The organism is Pseudonocardia humida, assembly GCF_023898865.1.
GTDB lineage: Bacteria > Actinomycetota > Actinomycetes > Mycobacteriales > Pseudonocardiaceae > Pseudonocardia > Pseudonocardia humida.
Genome location: NZ_JAGSOV010000099.1, coordinates 1 through 17,995 on the forward strand (window position 1 = coordinate 1; position 17,995 = coordinate 17,995).

Annotated in this window: 20 protein-coding genes; 11 read left to right on the plus strand and 9 right to left on the minus strand. The window is 75.4% G+C overall.

From position 1 onward, the window contains the following. Positions 1 to 439: 439 nt before the first annotated feature. The 4 genes from KDL28_RS38635 to KDL28_RS38650 form a co-directional block, all read right to left on the minus strand. Positions 440 to 1,363 (minus strand): GNAT family N-acetyltransferase, encoded by a 924-nt coding sequence (locus tag KDL28_RS38635; protein ID WP_252446460.1) that lies wholly within the window; start codon positions 1,361 to 1,363, stop codon positions 440 to 442. Between the two features lie 88 nt (positions 1,364 to 1,451). Then, complete coding sequence (locus KDL28_RS38640) at positions 1,452 to 2,849, minus strand: WS/DGAT/MGAT family O-acyltransferase (RefSeq protein WP_252446461.1); 1,398 nt, start codon at positions 2,847 to 2,849, stop codon at positions 1,452 to 1,454. A gap of 85 nt (positions 2,850 to 2,934) precedes the next feature. Beyond that, entirely contained in the window at positions 2,935 to 4,164 is a 1,230-nt protein-coding gene (locus tag KDL28_RS38645) for an SAM-dependent methyltransferase (protein WP_252446462.1), read from the minus strand. A gap of 17 nt (positions 4,165 to 4,181) precedes the next feature. Further along, positions 4,182 to 5,525: an FAD-binding oxidoreductase gene (locus KDL28_RS38650; RefSeq protein ID WP_252446478.1), complete on the minus strand. Its 1,344-nt coding sequence runs from the start codon at positions 5,523 to 5,525 to the stop codon at positions 4,182 to 4,184. 203 nt (positions 5,526 to 5,728) lie between these two features. Between KDL28_RS38650 and KDL28_RS38655 the strand changes: the two genes are divergently transcribed. After that, a complete protein-coding gene (locus tag KDL28_RS38655) occupies positions 5,729 to 6,424 on the plus strand; it encodes a dienelactone hydrolase family protein (protein WP_252446463.1) in 696 nt (231 codons plus the stop codon). 136 nt (positions 6,425 to 6,560) lie between these two features. Then, positions 6,561 to 7,703, plus strand: a complete 1,143-nt coding sequence (locus tag KDL28_RS38660; RefSeq protein WP_252446464.1) for an acyl-CoA dehydrogenase family protein — start codon at positions 6,561 to 6,563, stop codon at positions 7,701 to 7,703. Between the two features lie 11 nt (positions 7,704 to 7,714). On the opposite strand, the gene KDL28_RS38665 is transcribed toward KDL28_RS38660, so the two are convergent. The 4 genes from KDL28_RS38665 to KDL28_RS38680 all read right to left on the minus strand — a co-directional run bounded on the left by KDL28_RS38665 (position 7,715) and on the right by KDL28_RS38680 (position 11,448). Further along, positions 7,715 to 8,350, minus strand: coding sequence for a Uma2 family endonuclease (locus KDL28_RS38665; protein ID WP_252446465.1), 636 nt, complete (start codon positions 8,348 to 8,350; stop codon positions 7,715 to 7,717). Between the two features lie 67 nt (positions 8,351 to 8,417). Continuing rightward, on the minus strand, positions 8,418 to 9,308 hold the full coding sequence (locus tag KDL28_RS38670) for an ABC transporter ATP-binding protein (RefSeq protein ID WP_252446466.1): 891 nt from the start codon (positions 9,306 to 9,308) through the stop codon (positions 8,418 to 8,420). Beyond that, positions 9,305 to 10,405: a FecCD family ABC transporter permease gene (locus KDL28_RS38675; RefSeq protein WP_252446467.1), complete on the minus strand. Its 1,101-nt coding sequence runs from the start codon at positions 10,403 to 10,405 to the stop codon at positions 9,305 to 9,307. Before KDL28_RS38675 ends, KDL28_RS38670 begins: the two co-directional genes overlap by 4 nt. Then, positions 10,405 to 11,448, minus strand: a complete 1,044-nt coding sequence (locus tag KDL28_RS38680; protein WP_252446468.1) for a FecCD family ABC transporter permease — start codon at positions 11,446 to 11,448, stop codon at positions 10,405 to 10,407. Before KDL28_RS38680 ends, KDL28_RS38675 begins: the two co-directional genes overlap by 1 nt. Positions 11,449 to 11,616: 168 nt before the next feature. On the opposite strand from KDL28_RS38680, the gene KDL28_RS38685 reads away from it, so the two are divergent. The 9 genes from KDL28_RS38685 to KDL28_RS38725 all read left to right on the plus strand — a co-directional run bounded on the left by KDL28_RS38685 (position 11,617) and on the right by KDL28_RS38725 (position 17,129). Continuing rightward, a complete protein-coding gene (locus KDL28_RS38685; protein WP_252446469.1) occupies positions 11,617 to 12,339 on the plus strand; it encodes a pyrimidine reductase family protein in 723 nt (240 codons plus the stop codon). A 78-nt stretch (positions 12,340 to 12,417) separates the two neighbouring features. After that, positions 12,418 to 12,933 carry an Asp23/Gls24 family envelope stress response protein gene (locus KDL28_RS38690; protein WP_372497178.1) on the plus strand — a complete coding sequence of 172 codons (516 nt, stop codon included), beginning with the start codon at positions 12,418 to 12,420 and terminating at the stop codon, positions 12,931 to 12,933. Positions 12,934 to 12,940: 7 nt separating this feature from the next. After that, positions 12,941 to 13,348 (plus strand): hypothetical protein, encoded by a 408-nt coding sequence (locus KDL28_RS38695; RefSeq protein ID WP_252446470.1) that lies wholly within the window; start codon positions 12,941 to 12,943, stop codon positions 13,346 to 13,348. Further along, a complete protein-coding gene (locus KDL28_RS38700) occupies positions 13,345 to 13,629 on the plus strand; it encodes a hypothetical protein (RefSeq protein WP_252446471.1) in 285 nt (94 codons plus the stop codon). The genes KDL28_RS38695 and KDL28_RS38700 overlap by 4 nt, the downstream gene beginning before the upstream one ends. Positions 13,630 to 13,690: 61 nt before the next feature. Beyond that, the gene (locus KDL28_RS38705) at positions 13,691 to 13,870 is read left to right on the plus strand and encodes a hypothetical protein (protein WP_252446472.1); all 180 of its coding nucleotides are present in this window, start codon (positions 13,691 to 13,693) and stop codon (positions 13,868 to 13,870) included. After that, positions 13,867 to 14,262, plus strand: a complete 396-nt coding sequence (locus KDL28_RS38710; RefSeq protein ID WP_252446473.1) for an Asp23/Gls24 family envelope stress response protein — start codon at positions 13,867 to 13,869, stop codon at positions 14,260 to 14,262. Before KDL28_RS38705 ends, KDL28_RS38710 begins: the two co-directional genes overlap by 4 nt. Before the next feature lie 51 nt (positions 14,263 to 14,313). Continuing rightward, positions 14,314 to 14,862: a DUF6286 domain-containing protein gene (locus KDL28_RS38715; protein WP_252446474.1), complete on the plus strand. Its 549-nt coding sequence runs from the start codon at positions 14,314 to 14,316 to the stop codon at positions 14,860 to 14,862. Further along, positions 14,859 to 15,485, plus strand: a complete 627-nt coding sequence (locus KDL28_RS38720; RefSeq protein WP_252446475.1) for an alkaline shock response membrane anchor protein AmaP — start codon at positions 14,859 to 14,861, stop codon at positions 15,483 to 15,485. The genes KDL28_RS38715 and KDL28_RS38720 overlap by 4 nt, the downstream gene beginning before the upstream one ends. A gap of 75 nt (positions 15,486 to 15,560) precedes the next feature. Next, a complete protein-coding gene (locus KDL28_RS38725; protein ID WP_252446476.1) occupies positions 15,561 to 17,129 on the plus strand; it encodes an alpha/beta hydrolase in 1,569 nt (522 codons plus the stop codon). Positions 17,130 to 17,138: 9 nt separating this feature from the next. Here the strand turns inward: KDL28_RS38725 and KDL28_RS38730 are convergent. Next, positions 17,139 to 17,995 (minus strand): DUF732 domain-containing protein (locus KDL28_RS38730; RefSeq protein WP_252446477.1); only part of this gene is annotated, 857 nt, incomplete at its 5' end.

Here is a 17,995-nt window from a genome sequence, read left to right on the forward strand (position 1 = left end):
CCCCCCCACCCCCCGTGGGTGTGTGTGCCCCCCCAACCCCCCCCCGGCGTGTGCCCCCCCCCACGAGGGTGGGGTGAGCGGCGTGGAGCGGACCCGGTGGCGCGACGGGCGGCCGGGGCCGTCGTCGCCGAGGCCGCGGGGCACGCGGTGCTGTTCGGGGCGGGGTACGGGGAGCAGGTCGGGGCGGCGGCGCGACGGGCAAGCTCGCTTTGATCCGCGCACACCTGGTCGTAGTCACGCACATGGTGTGGCATGTGCGTCGCAGCCACCAGGTGTGCGTGACGACGACGGGTATGCGTGACGGCGGCCTCCGGGGGGCCACCGCGCACACCTCCCGGCGCCGCCCACCGTCCGGCCACCGATTGGGGACATCAGCCGCACCAGCGCGGCGAATGCCCCCGAACTCCCCAGTGATGGGGCCGAACCGCCTCCAAGCCCCTCACCGCCAGTCGTCGAGGACGTAGAGGTCCTCGCGGTCGTAGCCCGGGTCGTTCGGCCGGTGCATCGTCACCGCGGCCACGTCGGTCCGCAGCCCCGCCGCCACCAACCGCCGGTAGGCCTGGTGCCGCGCCGTCGAGACGCCGAGCGTCAGCCGGTGCGCACCCACCTGCGCCGCGTACCCCCGGCACGCGTCGAGCAGCGCGGTGAAGGTGGCGGCGGCCCCCGGGCCCGGCCGCGCGGCCGCGAACTTGACGTAGGCGATGCCGCTGCCGGCCTCGGACCCCGGCCCGTGGTGCAGGACGGCGAAGCCGTCGGGGCGAGTGCCTCCCACCACAACGACGTCCCCGAGTCCCTGCTCCAGCACGCTGTCGATCTCGCCGCGCACGTCCAGCCCGGCGCGCACCGCGGTCGTCACGGCGTGGCACTCCTCGACCAGCCGCTCCCGCGCCGCGGGGTCGGCGGTGGTCAGCCGCCGGCCCATGCGCTGCTCGCTGCCGGTCACCGCGGCCGACATGACCGCGGTCAGGAACCGCGGCCAGAACCCGAACCGCTGGTAGAGGCCGTGGTGGCGGGTGCTGTCGGCGAAGGTGAACAGGCCCTGGTGGGTGGTGCCCCAGCTGTCCAGGAGCGCGACGCCTGCCTCGGTGAGCCGGGTGCCGACCCCGCGCCCCCACATCGGCGGGCTCACCGACAGCGGTCCCAGCAGCCCGACGTCGCCCCACTGCGTGGCGACGATCGTGCCCACCGGCCACCCGCTGGTGTAGGCGGCCAGGACCGTGGTGTGGCGGGCGTGGAAGCGGCTGCGCAGCAGGTCGGTGTCGGCCATGAGGTCGGCGCCGAGGTAGGTGCGGAAGGCGTCGCGCAGGACCTGGTCGGCCCGATCGAGGTCGGCGGCGGCCAGCGGCCGCACCTCCAGGTCCATGCCGAGAGGATCCCGACCGCACTACGCCGTGCGGCGCAACGAATCGCGGCATTCGCCCGGTCGGGACGGCGGGACGCCCGACCCGGGGTCACCCGGCCGCGACCAGCTCCTCCAGCGCCCCGGCCAGTGCGGCGGCCAGGTCGTCGACGTCGGGTGCGGCGTCGCGGTCGGCGGTGAGGCCGTAGTGCACGCCGCCGTCGTAGGTGGTGATCCCGATCGCGACGGCCTGCCCCCCGGCCAGCGGCACCACCGGGTACATGTCGCGCATCCGCGCGCCGAGCGCGTAGAGCGGGCGCGGCGGGCCGGGCACGTTGGTGACCAGGACGTTGTAGAACCGGCTGGAGTACTGGCTGGCCAGCCGCGCCCCCAGGCTGTGCACGAGCGGCGGGGCCAGCCCCACCAGCCCCACCAGCGCCGATGCGCCCACGGCGTGCCCGCCGCGCTTCTGCTCCTGCATCTGCCTGCGCACGGCGGCCAGCCGGGACACCGGGTCGGGCTCGCCGACCGGGAGGTCGACCAGGCAGGCCGAGATCGAGTTGCCCGCTGACGCGCGCTCGCCGCGTGCCCTGGCCCGGACGCTGACCGGCACCAGCGCCCGGACGACCGCCTCGGGCGGCGGTGGCTCGCCGCGCCCGGTGAGCCAGCTGCGCAGCCCGCCCGCCACGACGGCGAGCATGACGTCGTTGACGGTGCCGCCGTGCCCGCGGCGCACGGCCCGGTGCTCGACGAGCGGGGTGCGGGCCATCCCGTAGCGGCGCTGCTCGCCGGTGGCCGCGGTGAGCGCGGGGACGGGCCGGGTGGAGACCGCGCTGCGCCCGGCCGACACGACCCCCTGCATGGCGCGCGAGACCCGGTCGACCGTCTCCCGGACGTCCACGGCGGCCCGCTGGGCCCGGTCGAGCACCAGCCCCGGGCGCAGCAGCGCCTCCCCCGCCGCCGACGCCGCCAGCTCCAGCCCGGACGGCTCGGGCGCCGGGCACCAGTCGTCGGGTTCGGTGCGGCGCGGCTGCGGGGTCGGGTCGAGCAGCGCGGCGCCGATGTCCATCGAGGCCAGGCCGTCGACCATGGCGTGGTGGGTCTTGGTGACGACCGCGAACCCGCCGTCGGCCATGCCCTCGACCAGGTAGACCTCCCACAGCGGCCGGGAGCGGTCGAGCCGGCGGGCCAGCAGCCTGCCGACCAGCTCGCGGAGCTGGTCGGGGGTGCCCGGTGCGGGCAGTGCGGAGCGCCGCACGTGGTAGTCCAGGTCGAAGGACGGGTCGTCGACCCAGACGGGCAGCCCGAGCCCGGCCGGCACCTCGCGCAGCTTGCGCCGGTAGCCCGGCACCAGCGACAGCCGGTCGCCGATGAGCGCGGTGAACGCGTCCGGGTCGAACGGGCGATCCGGCGGCGGCGCGAACGTCATCACCGCGCCGACGTGCATCGCCGCGGTCCGGTGCTCGGCGAACAGGAACGAGGCGTCCAGCGCGGACAGCCGATCGGGCACGGGCGGCCTCCTCCATCAGATCATGCGGGACGCCACGGACACGCGCGCTGCGAACTCAACGCTGCCGTGGCGACGCCGTCACGACCTACCACCCGCGCAGGGGAAACCCCGATTCTCCGCGCGCGCCCAGCTTGACACCCAGGACCTGGTGCAGCTGGATGTTGTTGCGCTCGAACCCGAGCCGGCACGCGGCCATGTAGAGCCGCCACACCCTGGCCCGGCCCACGCCGACCTCGGCGACGGCGGCGTCCCAGTTGTCCTCGAGGTTGGCACCCCACGCGGCCAGGGTCAACGCGTAGTGCTCGCGCAGGTTCTCCTCGTGACGAACCTCGAAGCCGGCGTCGTTCATCTCGCTGATCAGCAGCCCGATCGGCTCCAGCTGGCCGTCGGGGAAGACGTAGCGGCGGATGAACGGGTCGAGCCTGCGGCGCGGGGGCGTGTGCGGCTGGGTGATGCAGTGGTTGAGCAGCCTGCCCTCCGGGCGCAGCCGGGCCACCAGGCGGCGGAAGTAGCCGCTCAGCTCGGACTTGCCGATGTGCTCGGTGAGCCCGATCGAGCTGATGGCGTCGAACTGCTCCTGCGGGGCGTCGCGGTAGTCGAGGTGGCGCACCTCGGCCAGCGCGCCGAGGCCGCGGCGCTGGATCTCGGCCTGCGCCCACTCGGCCTGGTTGCGCGACAGCGTCACGCCCAGCGCCTTGACGCCGTGCTCGGCGGCGGCGTGCATGACCATGCCGCCCCAGCCGCACCCGACGTCGAGCAGCCGCATGCCCGGCTCCAGCGCCAGCTTCTGCGCCACGAGCTCGTGCTTGGCCGCCTGCGCCTCCTCCAGCGTGGCGTCGGCGCTCGGGTAGGCGGCGCAGGTGTAGGCCATCGACGGGCCCAGGACCCACTCGTAGAACCGGTTGGAGACGTCGTAGTGGTGCGAGATGACCTTGCGGTCGCGCCGCTTGGAGTGCAGCTTGCCGCGCGGGCGCGCCTCCAGCGGCGGCGGCGGCTGGCGGTGGCGGACCCACAGCGGCGCCAGCTTGGCCGCCAGCCGCACCTGGTCGGCGCGTGTGATGTCGTGGAAGGTCAGGTCGGCGATCGCGTCGAGCAACGCGTAGAGGTCGCCCTCGACCTCTATCTCGCCCTCCACGTACGCCCTGGCCAGCCCGAGCGTCCCGGGCGCGGTGGCCAGCCTGGCCAACGCGCGCGGGGAGGAGATCCGTAAGGCGACCTCGGAGCTGTCCGGGCCCGCCTTGCTGCCGTCGTAGCCGATGACGCGGACGGGAATGTCCGGCCCCACCATCGTGGAGATCAAGTCAGCGACCTGCATCCCGACTCACCTGCCTGTTATCCGGTGACCTTCGTGTGGAGATCACCCAGCCGGCCGCGCGGGTCGTAGCGACCCTTCAACGCGCGGTAGACCGGGCCGTTGTAGCGCTCCCAGAACTCGTCGGCGCCGTAGTGCACCGTCGAGTACAGGGACTTGTGACCGTCGAGATCGGCGACGAGGCGCTCGATCCGGCGGTTGTGCGCGTCGGGGCGACCGGGCACCTCCGGCACCGCCGACCAGAACCCGACGTTGACGTAGAGCTCGCCGGGGGTCATGGGGTAGAGCGGCCAGGTGCGCTCGCCGCGCAGGCGCACCGGGCAGAGCCAGACCGGGGATATCCCGATCTCGGTGTGGAAAACGTCGAGGAACTCGGCCAAGCGCTCGACCGGGATCTCCACGTCCTGGATGACCAGCTCCTCCTGCGGCTTGCCCGCCAGCCTGCGCAGCCGGGAGGTGAACCGGGTGCGCCGGTCGAGGGCGACGAGCCTGCGGTAGACGTCGGAGCGCCGGTAGCGCCGCGGCCAGAGCCTGCGCACGTACGGGTTCTGCACGCCGAACGCGCGCGAGCACCAGAACCAGTCGGTGTCCCAGCGCCAGATGTAGTCGCGCGCGGTCAGCAGGTCGGTGGAGCGCTCTCCGACCGACCGGTAGAAGACCTGCTGTCCGGTGTAGTCGCTGGGGCGCCGGCCCGCGGCGTCGTCGGTGAAGGTGCCCAGGGTCAGGTACTGGTCGTCGCGGCCGAACACGGTGCCGTCGACGAAGTCGAGGTCGCCCCCGGGGTCGCAGGTCTCGGCGATGGTCGCCGCCAGCTCGTCGGTGGGCACGCGGCGGTGCTCCAGGCGCACGAACCGCGACACCGGCTGCAGCTCGACCGTGAGCCGCAGGGCGTAACCGAGGGTGCCGTAGGAGTTCGGGAACCCCGCGTAGAGGTCGGCGTGCTCGCCGTCGGGCGTCGCGGTGACGACCTCGCCGTCGGCGGTGAGGACGTCGAGCTCCAGCACCGACTCGTGCGGCAGGCCGTGGCGGAACGACGACGACTCGATGCCCAGCCCGGTGACCGCCCCGCCGAGGGTGATCGTCTTGAGCTGCGGGACGACCAGCGGCATCAGCCCGTGGGCCAGTGTGGCGTCCACGATGGTCTCGTAGGTGGCCATGCCCTGGACCTGGGCGGTCCGCGCCACGGGGTCCACATCGACCACCCCGGTGAGCGCCGAGGCGTCGAGCAGCTCGGCCGGGGGCGCGCCGAAGCGGAACAGGTTGGACGTGGGCTTGGCCAGCCGGACCCGCCTGCCGTCCGGGACCGCCCGGTACCGGCGGACGATGTCGGCCACGGCGGCGTCGTGCACCGCGCGCGGGACCATCCGTACTGCGGGCTCCCCCGATCCCACCTGCTCCACGCAGCGTGACGCTAGTCCGCGGACCGCTGTCCTGCACAGATGTTTAACAGAGGTCCGTTCGTCACACCCGGTCGCGTGCCACGGACGGATGCACCGACCGCGGGAGGGGCGACACGGCGTGGGGCGCAACGGGCGTGCGGGACGCGATGGTGGTCTGATGTCTCACCGTGGCTGAGAACCCCGTCCAGAACGTCACCTTCCCCAGCAACGGCGGCACCGCCCACGGCTACCTGGCGGTGCCCGAGTCCGGCAGCGGGCCGGGCGTGGTCGTCATCCAGGAGTGGTGGGGCCTGACGACCCACATCAAGGACGTCACCGACCGGCTGGCCGCGGCCGGCTTCGTCGCGCTCGCCCCGGACCTCTACGGCGGCAGCACCACCCACGACTCCGACGAGGCCGGCAAGCTGATGGGCGAGCTGCCCGTCGGGAAGGCCGCCCAGGACCTCGGCGGGGCGACCGACTTCCTGCTCCAGCACGCCGCGGTCACCTCGTCGAAGGTGGGCGCGGTCGGGTTCTGCATGGGTGGCGGCTTCGTCCTGGTGCTGGCCGCCCAGCAGGGCGACAAGATCGGTGCCGCGGTGCCGTTCTACGGCGTGCTCAAGGAGGAGTACCCCGACCTGTCCGGGCTGAGCGCCCCGGTGCTCGGGCACTTCGGCGAGCAGGACTCGTTCACCACCCCCGATGCCGCGCGCGAGCTGGCCGACCGGATCAAGCGCGAGTCCGGTGTGGAGCCCGACTTCCGCTTCTACCCGGCCGGGCACGCGTTCTACAACGACGAGAACCTGATGGGCACCTACGACAAGGAGCAGGGCGACAAGGCCTGGGCCGCCACCCTGGACTTCCTGCGCACCCACCTGTCCTGACCCCGTCCCCGTCGAGAACGGAGCCGTGTCGTTTGGACGGGTCCAAAACGACGACGACTCGTTCTCGACGGGGAGGGGTGGTTGTGACGGTCACGAGAGACTGTTTCTGCGGGGCGGGGTCTGTGAGACTCCGGGCATGCAGCGGGACCTGTTCCAGTCCGAGCACGACGCCTTCCGCGAGCTCGCCCGGACCTTCATCGCCAAGGAGATCACCCCGTCCCACGACCGGTGGGAGCGCGAGGGGCAGGTCGACCGGGAGCTCTGGCGGACCGCGGGCGCCGCGGGGCTGCTGGGCACCGACGTGCCCGAGGAGTTCGGCGGGGGCGGCCAGCCCGACTTCCGCTACAACGTCGTTCTCACCGAGGAGCTGACCGCGGCCGGGGCCAGCGGCGTGGGCTTCCCGCTGCACAACGACGTCATCGCGCCCTACCTGCTGCGCCTGGCCTCCGACGAGCAGAGGCGGCGCTGGCTGCCCGGCTTCTGCTCCGGCGAGCTGGTCACCGCGATCGCGATGACCGAGCCGGGCACCGGCAGCGACCTGCAGGGCATCCGGACGTCGGCCCGGCGCGACGGCGACGGGTGGGTGCTCAACGGGTCGAAGACGTTCATCACCAACGGCATCACGGCCGATCTGGTGATCGTCGTGGCGCGCACCGACCCCAACGCGGGCAGCCGCGGCTTCAGCCTGCTGGTCGTCGAGCGGGGCATGGCCGGGTTCGAGCGCGGGCGGCGCCTGGAGAAGGTGGGGCTCAAGGCCCAGGACACCGCCGAGCTGTCGTTCACCGACGTCCGGGTGCCCGCGGCGAACGTGCTCGGCGACCCGGGGACCGGGCTCGTCTCGCTGATGCAGAACCTGCCCCGGGAGCGGATGAGCATCGCGGTGTCCTCCATCGCCGGCGCCGAGCGCGCCCTGGAGCTGACGCTGGCCTACACCAGGGAGCGCACCGCGTTCGGCAAGCCGGTCAGCTCCTTCCAGAACACCCGCTTCGAGCTGGCCGAGATGTCCACCGAGGTCGACGTGACCCGGGTGTACGTCGACCGGTGCGTCGGCGAGCTGGTGGCCGGGCGGCTCAGCGCCGTGGACGCGGCCAAGGCCAAGTGGTGGGCCAGCGACGTGCTCAAGCGCGTGGTCGACCGCTGCGTGCAGCTGCACGGCGGCTACGGCTACATGCTGGAGTACCCGATCGCGAAGGCGTTCCTGGACTCCCGCGTGCAGGCGATCTACGGCGGCACGAACGAGATCATGAAGGAGATCATCGGTCGCGACCTGGCCGGGTGACGCCCACCCGGTCAGCCCGCGGCGTGCGTCTCCTCGGGTGCCCCGGTGATCGTCCGGAGGTCGAGCTCGAGCCGGAACGGCTCCTCCAGCCGCAGCGGCTCGTCGCCCTGGGCGCGGGCGTACTCGTGGTAGCGGCCGCTGATGATCATGTCGGCGATCGCGAACGGGCCGTGGTGGTCGACCAGCAGCAGGTACGGGATGCGGACGCCGGCGTAGAGCTGCGGCTTGAACGTCCGGTCGACGGCGCCGTGCTCGCGCCCGATCACCTCGACGACCATCAGCGCGGCGCTCGCGTCGAGCACCTCGTCGCCGCCGACGGTGCCGACCGGCTTGTCGCCGCCGGTGTCGCGTTCGGACTCCGCGGCCGCCTGCTCCTGCTCGGCCTCCGCCTCGTCGCCCGCGGTGGTCACGATCAGGTCGGGCACCAGGACGCAGTCGGGCCCGAGCCGCAACGCGACCGGGCCGCGCACCTGCAGGCCCTCGGGCAGGGCGGCGGCGATGGCCTCGCGCACCGCGGCGACCGCGGTGGACCGCTCGGGGCTCGTACCCGCTCCGACCAGCAGCGTCCCCTCGACGACCTCGACCCGGTCGGTGCGGGGCAGGGCGAGGTAGGCGTCCTCGGTCCAGGGACCTTCGTGGTCGAACACCGGGTTGTCCACAGCTGCCCCCGCCCCGTCTTCCCCGTCGCCGCGCGCGGACGCGCTCGGCCAGCGGTCATCGTGCCACGGGTGACCCCGGCGCGGGTCGCCCCGACGCCGAGTGGACCCCGATCGGCACCACCATCGGCGAACCGGTGACCGGATCGGGGATCACGCGCGCGTCGAGCCCGAAGACGTCGGCGAGCAGCGCCTCGGTCATCACCTCGGACGGCTCGCCCGCGGCGACGATCCGACCGGCCCGCATGGCGACGAGCCGGTCGCAGTAGCGGGCGGCCAGGTTGAGGTCGTGCAGGACCATGACGACGGTCCGCCCGGCCTCGCGGTGCAGCCTGCGCACCAGTTCCAGCACCTCCACCTGGTGGGCCAGGTCGAGGAAGGTGGTGGGCTCGTCGAGCAGCAGCAGGTCGGTGCCCTGGGCCAGGGCCATCGAGATCCAGGCGCGCTGGCGCTGCCCGCCGGAGAGCTCGTCGACCGGGCGCTCGGCGAGGTCGGCGATGCCGGTCCACTCCAGCGCGGTGGCCACGGCATCCTCGTCGTCGCCGGACCACTGCCGGTACCAGGCCTGGTGCGGGTGCCGGCCGCGGGCGACCAGGTCGGCGACGGTGAGCCCCTCGGGGGCCAGCGGCGACTGCGGCAGCATCCCGAGGATCTTGGCGACCTCCTTGGTCGGCGTGCGGTCGATCCGCTTGCCGTCCAGGAGGACCTGCCCGCCGGTGGGCTTGAGCAGCCGGCCCAGCGCCCGCAGCAGCGTCGACTTGCCGCAGCCGTTCGGGCCGATCACCGCGGTCACCGTGCCGTCGACGACGTCGAGGTCGAGCCCGTCGACGACGACGTGCTCGCCGTAGGCGAGGCGGACGTCCTCGGCCCGCAGGCGCACGGCGCCGTCGGCGCGCTCGGCCGTGCTCCCGTTGCCGCTCGCGGAGGTGGTGGTCGTCCAGGTGGTCATCCGCGGGACCTCCGGCGGTGTCGAACGAGCAGGAAGAGCAGGTACGGGGCGCCGACCACGGCGGTGACGATGCCGACGGGCAGTTCGGTGCCGCCCAGCGCCGTGCGGGCGACGATGTCGGCGACGACGGTCAGCGCCGCGCCGACGACGAGCGAGCCGGTGATGGGCGGTCGGGCGATGCCGGTGAGCCGCTGCGCGATCTGCGGGGCGACCAGCGCCACGAACGCGATGGGGCCGGCCGCGGCGGAGGCCACCGAGGCCAGGCCGACCGCCACCAGCAGCAGCGCGCTGCGCGAGCGGTCGACGCGGATGCCGAGGCCGCGGGCGGTGTCGTCGCCGTACTGCAGCGCGCCCAGCACGTGCGCGAGGCCGAGCGCGGCAGGCACCAGCAGCGCCAGCGCGATCGCCACCGGCCACACGTGCTCCCAGCCGCGCCCGTTGAGGCTGCCGTTGAGCCAGACGAAGGCGCGCGCGGCCTGGTAGACGCCGGTGACCACGAGCATCCACTGGATGAGGGCCACCAGCATCGCGTTGACCCCGACGCCGACCAGCACCAGCCGGAAGCCCTGCAGCCCGCGCCGCCAGGCCAGCGCGTAGATCAGGATGGCGGTGAGCAGCCCGCCCAGCAGCGCGGCCAGCGGCACCCCGACCGCGGCCGCCGCGCCGCCGACGGCGCCCGACGACCCGGCGAACACGATCACCAGCACCGCGCCGACGGTGGCGCCCGCGGTCAGCCCGATGATGTCCGGGCTGGCCAGCGGGTTGCGCGCGATCGACTGGGTGATCGCCCCGGAGACCGCCAGCGCGCCGCCGACCAGCGCTCCGGTCAGCGAGCGGGGCAGCCGCAGGTCGAAGATCACGAACCGCTGGCCGGTGTTCCCGCCCCCGAGCAGCACGGCCAGCACGTCGGGGATCGGGATCGGGTACTCGCCAAGGCCCAGGTTGACCGCCAGCGCGAGCAGCAGCACGCCCAGCCCGACCGCCACCACCGCCGCGGCCCGCAGCCGCACCACGGTGGACAGCGGGCCGACCCGCAGCGGCCTGCGGCCGGGCACCTTGGCCCGGCCGGGCCCGTGGACCATCGTGACCGCGGCCATCACACGGCCGCCAGTGCGCGACGGCGGACGAGCGCGATGAAGAACGGTCCGCCGAACAGCGCCAGCACGATGCCGACCTGCAGCTCGCCGGGGCGCACGACGATCCGGCCGACGACGTCGGCGAGGATGAGCAGGACCGAGCCGGCCACCGCGGAGCAGGGCAGCAGCCAGCGGTAGTCCGGGCCGGTGAGGCTGCGCACCACGTGCGGCACGACCAGCCCGAGGAAGGCGATGGGCCCGCACATGGCGGTGGCCGTGCCGGCCAGCAGGGTGATGGCCACGATGCCGAGCAGCCGGGTGCGCCCGACCGAGTAGCCCAGGGAGCGCGCAACGTCCTCGCCGAGCGACAGCGCGTTCAGCGCGGGCGCCGTGGACAGGGCGAGCGCCGCGCCGGTGGCCAGCAGCCACCACACCTGGGCGACGATCTCCAGGTCGCGCCCGGCCAGCGAGCCGACCACCCAGAACCGGTAGGCGTCGAGGGTGTCGACGTCGAGCAGGATCACCGTCGAGGTCAGTGCGGTGAGCAGGGCGGTCACCGCGGCCCCGGCCAGCGCCAGGGTCACCGGGGTGGGCCCGCCCCGGCCCGCCGACCCGGCCACGAACACGAACACGCCCGCGGCCAGTGCGCCCAGCAGCGCGAACCAGACGTAGCCCAGCGGGTCGGTCACCGCCAGCAGGTAGATGGCGACGACCACCAGGAACCCGGCGCCCGCGTTGACGCCGAGCAGCCCGGGGTCGGCCAGGGGGTTGCGGGTGTGGCCCTGGATGAGGGCCCCGGCCATCCCCAGCGCCGCCCCGACGAGCAGCCCGAACAGGGTGCGCGGCAGCCGTAGCTCGAGCACGATGACGTCGTCCTCGCTGCCGCTCGCGGCGGTCAGCGCGTGCCAGACGGCGTCCGGTGCGATGGCCTTGGCCCCCACCGCCACGCTCAGCAGGCAGCCGACGACCACGGCGAGGAGCAGGCCGAGCAGGGTGAGCCTGCGCCGCCGGCGCAGACCACCGCCGGGGGCGGGTCGTCGCGGCTTCAGCGCGATCAGCGCCATGCCGGCCGCCCCGGCGCCCGCACCCTGCGCGGCGGGAGGTCGCGCGCCATGTCTCTCCGTCCGGGGTGGTCCGACGATATCGCCGCAGCATAGGTGAGGCTGACCTTCGCCCCAACCGCAAGCGCCGCTCGGCACACCCCGCCCGGGCCCGCGTGCTGGGATGGTCGGGTGCATCTCCTGGCGCCCGGCCCCGCCCACCTCGACGACGCGGAACTCGCCGCCCACTACGCGTATCCCGACGGGCTCGCCGCCCCCTACGTGCGGGTCAACTTCGTCTCCAGCGCCGACGGCGCGGTGACCCTCGACGGGCACTCCAGCGGGCTCGGCGGCCCGGCCGACCGGCGGGTGTTCGGCCGGCTGCGCGAGCTCGCCGAGGTGATCCTGGTGGGCGCGGGCACCGTGCGCGCCGAGGACTACCGCGGCGCGCGGCGCCCCACGGTCGGGCGGGAGCTGCCCCCACCGATCGCCGTGGTGACCGGCTCCGCCGACATCGACCCGCGGTCGCGGCTGTTCACCGACACCAAGGTGGCCCCGATCGTGCTCACCCTCGACTCGGCGCCCGCCGAGCGGCGCGCGCGGCTGGCCGAGGCGGGCGCCGACGTCGTCGTGCTCGAGCGGCTGACCCCGGACGCGCTGCTGGGCGAGCTCGGCGCGCGGGGGCTGCACCGCGTGCTCTGCGAGGGCGGCCCCGGCCTGTTCGGCGACCTGCTGGCCGCCGACGCCGTCGACGAGCTGTGCCTGACCCTCTCGCCGCTGCTGGCCGGCGGCGACGCCGGGCGGATCGCCCGGGGTCCCGCGGGCACCCCGGCGCGCCCGCTGTCGTTGGTCGGGGTGGCGCACGAGGACGACACCCTCTTCCTGCGCTACCGCCGGGATGCTCCCATCGGGTGAGCCACCGGACCCGCCGGCCGCCGCGGGACCGGTGGGGAGGACGAAGATGGGGGCCGTCGAGCAGAGAGGCGCACAACCGTGACCGAGAGCATCCCCAGAGCCGGTGGCGCGTCCACCAGGACGACCACCACCTCCACCACGATCACGCCGACCACCACGGTGTCCTCCCCCGCCCGGCTCGCCGACGAGACGGCCCAGGGCAAGACCACGATCGCGGCCTCGGTGGTGCAGAAGATCGCCGGCATCGCCGCGCGCGAGATCTCCGGCGTGCACTCGTTGGGCGGCGGCGTCTCGCGGGCGTTCGGCGCGCTGCGCGAGCGGATCCCCGGCGGCGGCGCGGGCACGACGAACATCGCCGGGGTGCAGGTCGAGGTGGGCGAGAAGCAGGCCGCGATCGACCTGGACATCGTCGTGGAGTACGGGGCGTCGATCGTCGAGCTGGCCAGGGCGGTGCGCCGCAACGTGATCACCGCCGTGGAGCGGATGACCGGCCTGGAGGTCATCGAGGTCAACATCGCGGTCAACGACATCCACCTGCCCGAGATCGAGGCCGCCGAGGCCATCCCCGCCCCGGTGACCCCGCGGGTCGAGTGAGCGCCCGGTGAGCGCGAGCGGACCGCTGCCGGACGCCGTGCAGGAGCGGGAGGCGCTGGCCGAGCGGGTGTCGGCGACGGTGCTGGCCTTCCCCGGGGTCGCCGGGCCGCACGGCGGCCGCTACAACGACATCGCCACGTTCCGCCCGGGCGGGCGCCTCATCGGGGTGCGCATCGGCGAGGGCGACGAGCCCGTCGAGGTCGGCGTGGTGCTGGGCCTCGACCGCCCGATCCCCGACGTGGTGGCCGACCTGCGCGACGCCGTCTCGCGGCTGTGCGGCGGGGCCGCCGTCGACATCACGGTCGGCGACCTGGCGGTGGACCCCGCCGTCGAGGGCGCCGCGACCGACGGTGGGGGTGCCGCCGCCGAAGGTGCTGCCGCGGTCGGGGTCGATCCCGGCAGGATGGTGCGGTGACCGCCGACCCCGCACCCGACGACGGCACCGGCGCCGCGGAGCGCGCGGCGTTCCGCGCGTTCGTCCGCGAGCACCACCCCGACCGCGGCGGCGACCCCGCGGTCTTCGCCGCCGGGATGGCCCGCTTCGGCCGCGGCGCCCACCCGGCCGGGGAACCCGATGGTGTCGCGGAGCGTCACGACCGACCGGTCGAGGTCGTTCCGGTACTGCCGTTCCCGGTCCGGGTGGGGGTCGCGCTGATCCGCACCTGGCATCGACGCCGCAACCCGAGGGTGCGGTGAGCGCGGTGCCCGCCCGGCCGTCACCGCCCACCGCCGGCCCACGACACCCGAGGAGTACGCGATGAACGCAACCCAGACCGGTCTGCTGGCGGGGCTCGCCCTGGGCGCCGCCGGGGCCTTCGGCGGTTTCACCGTCTTCCTGACCGTGCTGGTGTCCGGTGTGATCGGGCTGCTGATCGGGCGCGTGCTCGACGGCCACCTCGACCTCGGCGCCGTGCTGGGCCGCGGCCGCGACCGGTGAGCGCGCCCGCCGCGGCGGGCCTCGTCGACCCCGCCGACCGCGGCCACCTCGACGTCCAGCCGATCGTGCTGCGGCGCATCGTCGAGTACGCCGCCGACCAGGTCCCCGGCACGCTGCGCCACGAGCGCAGGCTGGCCGGCATCGACGTCGGCGAGGCAGGCGCCAGCGCCCGGGTGAGCGTCGGGTCGGGCGACCCGCTCGCCGTCGACGTGCGCCTGGAGCTGACCCTGCGCTACCCGGCCCGGGTCCGCGCGGTGGTCGAGGCGGTGCGCGCGAAGGTGGGCGAGGAGCTGACCCGGATCGCCGGCTTCCACGTCCGCACGATGACGGTGACCGTCGCCGGGCTGCGCGAGTCCCCCACGCCGGGCGCGAGCCCCCGCATCCCGCTCTGACGCCGAACCCCCGACCGCGACCCGACCACCTCCCCGGGAAGGACTCCCCCGATGCGCGCCGTGCTCCGCGTGCTCGCCCCGCTGATCGCCCTGGCCCTGGCCGCGGCCGGGGTGCTGCTGGTCATCGAGGTCGTGGCGGCCTGGCTGCGGCCGTCGCTGCCCGAGGCCGTCGACGACGGGGTGGTCGTCCCGTGGCCGGCGTGGCAGGCCGAGCTGGCCCGGCTCACCTGGCGCAGCGAGCCGGTGCCCGCGGTGGCGATCGTGGTCGCGGTGGTCGGGCTGCTGCTGGTGCTGGTCGGGTTGCTGGCCCGCCGCTCCCACCTCGGCCTGGACGGCCCCGACCCGGCCATCACGGTGACCACCTCGCCGCGCGTGCTCGCCCAGCTCGTCGGACGCCGGGTGCGCGCCACCGAGGACGTCACGAGCGCCTCGGTCACCGCGTCGGGCCGGCGGGTGTCGGTGACCGCCCAGGGCTGGTCGGACGACCAGCAGCTGCGCGCGAGCATCACCGCCCGGGTCGAGGAGCTGCTCGACCAGCTGCCGCTGCACCGCCGACCGGTGGTCTCGGTGACGGTCCACGAGCGCAAGGGCCCCCGATGAGCGCCGCGTCGGCCACGAGCGGGCTGCGCAAGCGGGCCCGCGCGGCCGTGGCCCGTTCCGCGGCGGGCGACCGGTCGCTGGCCGTGCTGGTCGGCGGGTTGCTGCTGGTCGCGGGCACGCTCGTGGCGCTGCTGTCCTACGGGGTGTTCGGCGCCGGGCGCTCCGCGCGCCCGCTGCTCGACCCGCTGATCATCGAGGCGCTGCGCGCGCAGGCGCTGGCGGCCCGGCTCGTCGCGATCGGCGCGGGGCTGGCGCTGGCCGTGCTCGGCGTCGTCTGGGCGGCCCGTTCGGTGCGCCCCGAACCCCGCCCGGACCTGCACCTGACCGGGCTGCCCGACACCCGCATCGTGATCGACTCGACGGCCGCGGCGGACGCGATCGGCCACCAGGCCGCCGCCCTGCCCGGGGTCGGGCGGGCCAGGGCCCGGCTGGTCGGCCCGGAGCAGCGGCCCGCGCTGCGCATCACCCTCTGGCTCGCCGACGACGCCGACGTGCGCGCGGTGCTGGCCGCCCTGGAGCGCGAGGTACTGGCCCAGGCCCGCGAGTCGCTCGAGCTCGACGCGCTGCCGGTCGCGGTGCGCCTGGAGCTGGACGCCGTCACGCCCCCGCCGCGGGTCGCCTGACCGGGCGACCCTCCTCACCGCGGCCACACCGCGGCTGGGCGACCCTGGACGCAGCACGCGAGGGACGGAGGGCACGTGGGTCGATCACCGCGCCGCGCGGTGGCGATCGCGCTGCTCGCCCTCGCGCTCACCGGGGCCGGCTGCACCGTGGGCCCGTCGGAGCGCCCGCCGGTGGCCGTGCGCGGCGAGAACGTGCCCGCCGCCCCGACCGACGCCGCCACCGGCCCCGTCCTGGAGGAGCTGCCCGAGCCCGAGGCCGGGCTGGTCAGCGTCCCCTTCGTCGACTGCACCCAGGACGCGCTGCTCACCGGGCCCGTCGTGCCGCCCGACCGGACGCTGCAGGTGGAGTGCGGCGAGATCATCGTGCCCGCCGACCCGGACCACCCCGGGCTGGGCGGCATCTCGCTGGGCGTGCAGCGGGTGGCGCCGGCCTCCGCGCGCCCCGACGACCTGCCGCCGCTGCTCACCCTGGGCGACGCGGGCGTCGACCCGTCGGCCGCGCACGCGCTGACCCTCGCCACCCAGGTCTCCCCCGCGGTGCTGCAGGGCTTCGCGATCGTCGGGCTCGACCGCCGCGGCTCCGGCGTCGACCTGCTCGACTGCGCCCCGGACGCGGCCAGGTCCGCGCTGGTGGACGCCACGGTCACCAGCGAGGAGGCGCTGGCCGACCTGCTGGAGGACGCCCGCGACGTCGTCCAGGAGTGCAACCTCGCCCTCGACGGCGGCCTGGCCAGCTACCGCACCGCGCTGGCCGCCTCCGACGTCGAGCAGCTGCGCCTCGGTCTCGGGGTGCGGACCCTGTCGGCGATCGGGGTGGGCGACGGCGCCGCCGCGCTCGCCGAGTGGGCCCGCTCGGCCCCGACCTCGGTCGGCAGGCTGGTGCTCGACGGGCCGCCCTACCCCGAGCTCGACGAGCCCGACCTCAGCGAGTCGCGGGCCGGGGCGGCCGAGGCCGCGTTCGAGGCGTTCGCCGTGGCCTGCCGGGCCACGGCGGCCTGCCCGCTGGGCACCGACCCGCGGGCCGCGGTCACCACCCTGGTCGACCGGCTGCGCGTGCAGCCGCTGGCCGCGGCCGACGGCAACCGGCTCACCGCGGGCGCCGCGCTGACCGTGCTCCTCGACCAGCTGGGCGACCCGACGGCCTGGCCGGCGCTGGCGGCCGCGCTGGCCGCGGCGAGCAACGGCGACCCCACCCCGCTGCTGGCCGCCATCGCCCCGGTCACCGGCCCCCGCGGGCGCTTCGACGGGACGCTGGCCACCACCTGCAACGACACCCGCCGCCGGCTGTCGCCCGGCGAGATCGCCGAGCTCACCGCCAGCTGGCGCACCGCCTACCCGCTGTTCGGCACGGCGCTGGCCATGCGGTTGGTGGCGTGCGCGCCGTGGCCGACGTCCCCGGCCCCCGACCCGGTCGGCCACGCGGAGGGGGCGCCGCCGATCCTGGTGCTGGGTACCGCGGCCGACCCGCAGGGCGCGCTGGAGGGGTCGCGGCGCACCGCGGAGGGCCTGGTCTCGGCGCGGTTCCTGAGCTGGCAGGGCGCCGGCACCGGGGCCTACCCGCGGACGCCGTGCGTCACCGGGTTCGTCGACTCGATGCTGGTCGTCGGCGCGGTGCCGCCGTCGGGCATCCTCTGCCCGCCCTGACCCCGGCCCTCAGCAGTAGTGGTCGCGAGCGGCGTCGACCACGAACGGGGCCTGCTGCGGGGTGATCGAGGTCAGCACCGCGGGCAGCACCCGCAGCAGCGCCGAGTCCTCGGTGCCGCGCTCGATCTGCTGGCAGACGACCACGGCGGCCTCGGTCTCGGCCGTCCCGCTGCGGCTGGTCGGGATGCCGGCCTCACGCAGCGCCTTGAGGAACGCGGTGCCCTGCTGCGACGTCGGATCGGCCGCTGCGCGCAGGGCCGCGTCGGGCACGATGCCCGGGGTCGCGCTGGGGGCGGGTGCCGGCCGGGACGGCGGCGGGGACGGCACGAGCGCCTGCGCCACCACCGGCGGGGCCGGGCGCGGCTCCGGGCTGGGCTGCGAGCCGAGGGTGGTGACCAGCCCGGCCACCCCGAGCAGCGCGACCGCGGCGGCCACGGCGATCGGGCCGCGCAGCGGGCGGCGGCGCGCCGAGCGACGGGCCCGCACCTCCCGCCGCGACAGCGCGGGCATCGACGCGTCCGCGGCGTCGTCCCCGCCGTCGTCCGCGGTCCCGTCGCGCGGGGCGGGCACGTCGTCGAGGCCGGCCGGGACGGCGCCGGGGTCCACGCCGTCGGCGGCGGGCGGGGCGTCCTCGGGTCGGGCCCCGGCGACGACCTTGGTACCCGGCGGCAGCACGGCCTCCGGGTCGGTGCGGTCCCGCGCGTCCGGCCCCAGCGGCCGGACCATGGTGAGGTCGAGGGGCGCGTCCGGGCCGCCCGCGGCCTCCGCCGCGACCGGGCGCACCGGGGGGCGCTCGGCGGGGACGGGCCGCACCGGCGGCCCGGCGGGGCGCTGCGCCGGTGGGCGCTGCGGCGGCACCCCGGGCC

What these genes read in the sequence shown, in the direction of transcription:
- KDL28_RS38635 (WP_252446460.1), bottom strand. Translation starts at nt 1,363, where the DNA reads ATGGACCTGGAGGTGCGGCCGCTGGCCGCCGCCGACCTCGATCGGGCC.
- KDL28_RS38645 (WP_252446462.1), bottom strand. Translation starts at nt 4,164, where the DNA reads ATGCAGGTCGCTGACTTGATCTCCACGATGGTGGGGCCGGACATTCCC.
- KDL28_RS38650 (WP_252446478.1), bottom strand. Translation starts at nt 5,525, where the DNA reads ATGGTCCCGCGCGCGGTGCACGACGCCGCCGTGGCCGACATCGTCCGC.
- KDL28_RS38660 (WP_252446464.1), top strand. Translation starts at nt 6,561, where the DNA reads ATGCAGCGGGACCTGTTCCAGTCCGAGCACGACGCCTTCCGCGAGCTC.
- KDL28_RS38670 (WP_252446466.1), bottom strand. Translation starts at nt 9,308, where the DNA reads ATGACCACCTGGACGACCACCACCTCCGCGAGCGGCAACGGGAGCACG.
- KDL28_RS38675 (WP_252446467.1), bottom strand. Translation starts at nt 10,405, where the DNA reads ATGGCCGCGGTCACGATGGTCCACGGGCCCGGCCGGGCCAAGGTGCCC.
- KDL28_RS38680 (WP_252446468.1), bottom strand. Translation starts at nt 11,448, where the DNA reads ATGGCGCTGATCGCGCTGAAGCCGCGACGACCCGCCCCCGGCGGTGGT.
- KDL28_RS38705 (WP_252446472.1), top strand. Translation starts at nt 13,691, where the DNA reads ATGAACGCAACCCAGACCGGTCTGCTGGCGGGGCTCGCCCTGGGCGCC.
- KDL28_RS38715 (WP_252446474.1), top strand. Translation starts at nt 14,314, where the DNA reads ATGCGCGCCGTGCTCCGCGTGCTCGCCCCGCTGATCGCCCTGGCCCTG.
- KDL28_RS38720 (WP_252446475.1), top strand. Translation starts at nt 14,859, where the DNA reads ATGAGCGCCGCGTCGGCCACGAGCGGGCTGCGCAAGCGGGCCCGCGCG.